The following is a 6769-nucleotide window of genomic DNA, read 5'->3' as shown; positions in this document are numbered from 1 at the left end:
GGTGTGGCCGATCATCGACTTCACCGACCCGATCACGGCGCGGTCGGCGGCGTCGCCGGTCGCGGGGCCGAAGGCCTCCGCCACCGTGGCCAGTTCCGCCGTGTCACCGGCGGGCGTCGCGGTGCCGTGCGCCTCCAGCAGCCCGAGCGAGCCGGGCGCGCGCGGATCGAGCCCGGCCGCCCGCCACGCCTGTCGTACCGCCCGTGTCTGGCCGCCCGGGTCCGGGGTGACCAGACCCGCGGCGCGGCCGTCGCCGGCCACCCCGGTGCCCCTGATGACGGCGTACACCCGGTCGCCGTCCCGGAGCGCGTCCGCCAGCCGTTTGAGCATCACGACGCCGGTGCCCTCGCCGATCAGGATCCCGTCGGCCTCGCGGTGGAAGGGGCGGATGCGCTCGCTCGGCGAGAGCGCGCGGAGCTGCGCGAAGACGCTCCACAGGGTGATGTCGTGGCAGTGGTGCACCCCGCCCGCCAGCACCGCGTCGCACCGGCCGGAGGCCAGTTCGCCCACGGCCTGGTCGATGGCGACGAGCGAGGACGCGCAGGCGGCGTCCACGGTGTACGCGGGGCCGCGCAGATCGAGCCGGTTGGCCACCCGCGAGGCGGCGAGGTTGGGCACCAGGCCGATGGCAGCCTCGGGGCGGTCGGGGCCCAGGCGTTCGGTGAACGCGGTCCGCACTCGCTCCAACTGGTCGGCACCGAGGCCGGGCAGCAGCTCGCCGAGCGTGCGTACGAGCTGGTGGGCGGTGCGTACCCGCTGGTCGAGGCGGACCAGACCGGGCGTGAGATAGCCGCCGCGGCCCAGCACCACCCCGACCCGCCCCCGGTCGGGCAGCCGCTCCTCGCCGCCCGCGTCGGCGACGGCCGCGGCCGCGACATGCAGGGCGATCAGCTGGTCGGGCTCGGTGCCCGGGACGGAGGCGGGCATGATTCCGAAGCGGGTGACCTCGACCTCGGCGAGCCCGTCGACGAATCCGCCGCGGCGGCAGTACACCCGGTCGGCGGTGGTGGCCGCGGCTGGGCCGCGCCCGCCTTCGGGGGCGTAGAACCCGGCGTCCCACCGCTGGGCCGGGACCTCGGTGATCGCGTCCACACCGGTCACGAGGTTGCGCCAGTACGTCCCCAGGTCCGGCGCGCCGGGCAGCAGCACGGCCATCCCGACGATCGCCACCGGGGGTCTGCGGCCGCCGCCTTCGTCGTCGTACGCCACGGTCACCAGCTCGACGCCGTGTAGACGACGGCCCGGTCGGACTCCTCGCCCCAGGCGAGCTCGCGCAGCAGGGCCAGCGCCCCTTCCTCCGGGTCGATGAGCTCGACGCCACGCCTCGCGTATTCGCGCGCGAGCGCGGGGCTGACCATCCCGGCGTGCCCGCCCGTGGGCGCCCAGGGCCCCCAATGGACCGTCAGCGCCCGGCGGCCGGTGCGGGCCGCCCACCGCGCGCCCAGGGTCTCCAGCGCGTCGTTGGCCGCCGCGTAGTCGGCCTGGCCCCGGTTGCCGAGGACGGCGGAGACGCTGCCGAAGAGCACCGCGAACAACGGCCCTCCGCGGCTGCCGTCCGGTCCGCCCGGCAGCTCCTCCAGCGCGTCCAGGAGCGAGCGCGCGCCGCCCGCCTTCGTGTCGAAGACCCGCTGGAAGGACTCGGCGGACTTCTCCTCGATCAGCCGGTCCTCGATCACCCCTGCCGCGTACACGACGCCGTCCAGCCGGCCGTGGTCGGCGTGGATCTCCTTGACGGCCTGGCGCACCGCGTCGGGGTCACGGAAGTCGACCGACCGGTAGCGCGCCCGGGCCCCGAGTTCGGTCAGCTCCCTCAGCGTGGCGGCCACTTCACGCCGCGCCAGGATCCCGGCCGCCTCCCGCTGGATCTCGGCGGGCCTTCGGCCGCCGCCCGCGGCGAGCGCCGCGCGCAGCGCGGCCTCGTCCCGGGCCCCGGCGGTGGCCGGGTCCTCGGGCCCGGCGGTTACGGGGGTGCGGCCGAGCAGTTCGATACGGCAGCGGGTGGCGGCCGCGAGAGCCGCCGCGCACCGCGCGGTGATCCCTCGCGCCCCGCCGACCAGCACGATCACCGAATCGCGGTCGAGGCCGATGGCCGCGGCCTCCGCCGCCCCGTCCCCGGCGGGTCCCGCGCCCGAGGTGCCGAGGACGCCCAAGCCGCTCGCCACGAGCTCCAGCCCGTGCCGCCCTTCGGCGGTGCGCAGCACGACGGGTGGGTGGTCCGGGGCGAACACCTCCTCCAGCAGCGCGTCGGCGACGGCGGTGGCGGGTGCGTCGGCGGGGAGGTCGACGACGGTGGCCACCGTCCGCGGGTACTCCCGGGCGACGCTGCGGAACAGGCCGTGCAGCCCGGCCGTCGCGACATCGAGCGGGTCCGCTCGCCGCGCGGCCAACAGCCACCGCGGCCCGCGCGCCAGGGCCGCCCGCAGGACGGGGAACGCCGTGGGCAGTACGGGCGCGCCGGAGGTGGCCGACGGCTGGAGCAGGATCACCCCGTCAGGGGGCACCTCCCAGCGGTGGCCGGGGGACGGACCGTCGCCCTCGCCCTCGCCCTGCCCCTCGCCCTCGCCCTCGCCCTCGCCGAGAAGATGCCCGCCCGCCAGGGCCACGGCCTCGGCGCCGCACCCTCGCAGCCGTTCCGCGACGGCCTCGGCCAGGGTCTCGTCATCGCCCAGCAGCACAAACCGCCTGCCGGACAGGGCGGTCGAGGGCTCGCCGAGCGCCCCGCCCCCGCCGAGCGGCACGGACCGCAGCCGCATCCGCTTCGGCGCCACGCCCCTGACGGCGGGGCTGCTCGGCGGTGGCGCACCCGCCGGGGACTCGATGGCCTCCTCCGGACCGGTGGCCGTGGGCACGCCGGCCGTCGGGGCGCTGTCGTCCCGTGGACCGGCGCCCCCGGGCCCGGCGGTGGTCTGTGGCCCGGGCCCCACCGCCGCGGCGATGCCGTTCGGCCCGGCGTCGGTGCCGTCGGTCGCCGCCGCGTCGTCGCTCAGCCGAGGCGTGAGCCAGGCGGTGACCGCGGCAGTGGTACGGGCCTTCGTCAGCTCTTCGAGCTCTTCGTCCGCGAGCGCCGCCGCACCGCTGCCGCCCGTGCCACCCACGCCCAGGCGGGCCGCCAGCTCGCCCGCGATCTCGGCCCGTTTGATCGAGTCGATGCTCAGATCCGCCTCGAGGTCGAGATCCGGCTCGATCATGTCGACCGGGTACCCGGTGCGCTCGCTGATGATCTGCGCGACCATACGGGCCACGTCCGCCTCGGTGACCGCCACCGGCTCCACGGCTGCGACCGCCTCGGCAGGCACAGGCAACGGCGTCGGTCCGCTCAGGGGCTGTGGCGGGAGGGCCGCTGCCGCCTCCACCGCTCCCGCCTCCACCGCTCCCGCCTCCACCGCTCCCGCCACACCCGCAACCGCGGGCGCGACGGGACCGGCGGGCCTGGCTCCCGGTGTGGCCCCGAGATGGGTGAGGAGCACATCGCGCTGGGCCGCCACCATCTCCCGGCTGGTTCTCAGGAACTCCAGGATCAGCGCGTCCCGGTCCGTCTGGCTCACCGCCGCCTCCTCGACACGTCGGGCCGGCGCCAGCGCGCCGGGCAGGAGTTCACCCACGGCGGTACGGACCAGCTGCCCGTCCACCGTCCAGCCGGGCCGCTTCGGCGCCGGGGCGCGGCCGGCGTTCACGGCGTCGCGGCCGCGGAACATCCAGCCGGTACGCACCGGCAGCCCGGCGACGGCCAGTTGAGCCAGAGCGTCGAGAAAGCCGTACAGCCCGCGCGGACCGGGACTGACCCCGACCCCGACGCCGCCGTTCACGGCCCGCGCGCCGGCGCGCCGCCCCTCGAAGGCGATGGCGCGGTGCGGACGGTCGCCGAGGATTTCCCCGACCAGCCGGGTGAGCACGGTGCCGGGCCCCGCCTCGACGAAGATCCTGGCCCCCGCCTCGTACATCGCCTCGATCTGCTCGACGAAGCGGACCGGCGCGCCGATCTGGGCCGCCAGTTCCGCGCGTATGGCGTCCGGCCCGCTGCCGTGCGGGGTTGCCGTGCGGTTGGCCCAGACCGGGTATTCGGGCGGATGAATCGGCTGTCGGGCGAGGGATTTGGCGAACCGTTCGCCGGCCGTGGCCACCAGCGGGCTGTGAAAGGCGCAGGCGACCTGGAGCCGCTTCACCGGATACCCGGCGTCCCGCAGCAGTCCGACCGCGGCGTCCACCTCCCGCCGCGGCCCCGAGATCGCGGTCTGGCGCGGTGCGTTGTGGTTGGCGGCCACCACCTGGCCCGTGAGCCCGCCGTGGCGCAGGACGCGCTCGACGTCCTCGCGGCTCGCGGTCACCGCCGCCATGGTGCCCGGCTCCGGGCCCGCGGCCTGTGCGGCGTCCAGGATCGCGGACGCCCGCTCGGCGCTCAGCTCCAGCAGCGCGGACGGGTCGAGCGCGCCCGCCGCGCAGAGCGCGACCAGCTCGCCGTAGCTGTGCCCGGCGGCCATGTCGGGGCGGACTCCGGCCGCGGCGAGCAGCGAGTGTGCGGCCAGGCCGACGACGCCGAGCGCCGGCTGGGCCACCCGGGTATCGGTGATCCTGGCCCGCTGCGCGGCCCGTTCCGGCTCGTCGAAGGCGGCCGGTGGGTGGAGGGCGGAGGCGTGGGATCGGGCGAGCCGCGCGTGGCCGTGGAGTTCGGGGAAGGCGACGAACAGGTCGGCGAACATGCCGGGCCGCTGGCTGCCCTGTCCCGGGAAGAGAAAGGCGACCTTGCCGGGGCCGGGGCCGGGGCCAGGGCCAGGGCCGGGACCGGGGCCAGGGCCTCGCCCCGCGCCGTCGTCGGCGGATGGGTCACCACCGCCCTCCGTACCGGTCAGACCATCCCGGTCTGCCGAGTCGGCCGACCCGGCCAGATAGATCCCCGCGGCCGGGTCGTGTTCCCCCGCCAGCACCCGCCGCAGCAGCGCCGCCGGCCCGGCGGGCCCGTCCGGGGCGGTGGCCACCACGGCGGCCCACACCGGGCCCTGACCGGCGTCGGAGCGGGTGGTGGCGGCGAGGGCGACGTCGCGCAGCCGCCAGGGCGACCCGGCGGCCTGGTTGGCCTCGGCGAGCGCCAGCGTCTCTTCGACGGCGCGGAGGGCCGCCGCCGGGTCCGTACCGCGGAAGGTGAACAGCTCGGCGGGCCAGGCGTCCAGGGCGTGGGCCGGGGGCGGGCCGGCGTCGTGGGCGGACAGGACGACGTGGAAGTTGGTGCCGCCGAAACCGAAGGCGCTGAGCCCGGCGATCCGCTCGGCGGGCGGGGCCACCCAGGGTGCTGCCTCGGTGTGGAAGGCGAAGGGGCTGCTCTTCGCGTCCCAGGAGGCGTTGGGGTGGCGCAGCTGCGAGGTGGGCGGCTTGACACCGGTGTACAGGGACAGCGCGGTCTTCACCAGACCGGCCAGGCCCGCGGCGCATTTCGTATGCCCGATCTGCGACTTGACGGATCCCAGCGCGCAGCCGCCGGCCGTGGCCCCGGCGGCGGTGAACACTTCGGTGAGGATGGACAGCTCGGTGCGGTCGCCGACGACCGTGCCGGTGCCATGGGCCTCGACGAGACCGACGTCCGCGGGGGAGAGCCGGGCGTTGCGGTAGGCGCGCTCCAGCGCGGCCCGCTGGCCCTCGGGCCGGGGTGCGGTGAGCCCGAGCGACCGCCCGTCGCTGGAGCTGCCGACGCCCTTGATCACGCCGTATACGCGGTCGCCGTCGCGTTCGGCGTCCGCCAGCCGCTTGAGCACCACGCATGCGACGCCCTCGCCGAGCGCGATGCCGTCCGCCGAGGCGTCGAAGGTGCGCGAGCGGCCCGTCGGGGACAGCGCGTGCACGGAGGAGAAGAGCATGTAGTCGTTGATGCCGTTGTGCAGGTCGGCGCCGCCGCACAGCACGAGGTCGCTGGTGCCGCCGACCAGCTCCTTGCAGGCCACGTCGACGGCGGCCAGGGAGGAGGCGCAGGCCGCGTCCACCGTGTAGTTGGCGCCGCCGAGGTCGAGCCGGTTGGCGATCCGCCCGGCGATGACATTGGCGAGCATGCCGGGGAAGGAGTCCTCGGTCAGCTCGGGCAGCTGCTCCGCCAGTCCTTCGGGCACCGTGCCGAAGTAGGACGGCAGTACGGCGCGCAGCGTCTGGGCGTTGGACAGATCGCTGCCCGCCTCGGCGCCGAAGACGACCGACGTACGGGAGCGGTCGAAGGCCCGGCCACCCGCGCTGCCGGGGCCGCCCCGCTCCTCGCCGGGCGCCGCATGGTATCCGGCGTCCTCCAGGGCCCGCCGCGCCGCCTCCAGCGCCAGCAGCTGGACCGGCTCGATGCTGCCCAGGGACGCCGGGGGGATGCCGTAGCGCAGGGGGTCGAACGGGATCGGGGGCAGGAAGCCGCCCCACTTGGAGGCGGTGGCGCCGTTGGACGCCGTGGGATTGGTGGATGCCGTGCCACCGGCGGACGCCGTGGCGCCGTGGGCCTCGTCGGGGGAGTAGTGGACGGCGGGGTCCCAGCGTTCGACGGGCACTTCGGTCACGGCGTCGACGCCGCCGACCACATGGGCCCAGAACGTGGCGAGATCGGGGGCGCGTGGAAACATACAGGCCATCCCGACCACGGCCACGTCGAGCGGCGCCGGGGCCTCCCGCTCGCCCCGCCCGGGCGGGGCCACGCCCAGGCGCTCGCGCAGCGCGGCCGCGGCGCGGCGGAAGAAGTCCGCGGCGGCCGGGGCCACGGAGTGGTGCAGGGCGGCGACAGTGGTGGTGGCCGAGCGCAGTACCGCCACAT

2 protein-coding genes are annotated in these 6769 nt (G+C 76.4%); both read right to left on the bottom strand.

Features of this window, described 5'->3' with window-relative positions; genetic code table 11:
• Positions 1–1215: beta-ketoacyl [acyl carrier protein] synthase domain-containing protein (locus CCN51_RS34540; RefSeq protein ID WP_143675978.1), on the bottom strand; the 1215-nt coding region annotated here is incomplete at its 3' end.
• A partial coding sequence (locus CCN51_RS34535; RefSeq protein WP_107426133.1) for a type I polyketide synthase occupies positions 1212–6769 on the bottom strand: 5558 nt, incomplete at its 5' end. The genes CCN51_RS34540 and CCN51_RS34535, both read right to left, overlap by 4 nt.

Origin of the sequence: Streptomyces milbemycinicus (assembly GCF_002154605.1) — a bacterium.
Lineage (GTDB): Bacteria > Actinomycetota > Actinomycetes > Streptomycetales > Streptomycetaceae > Streptomyces > Streptomyces milbemycinicus.
This window is presented reverse-complemented; position numbering and strand designations above follow the sequence as displayed.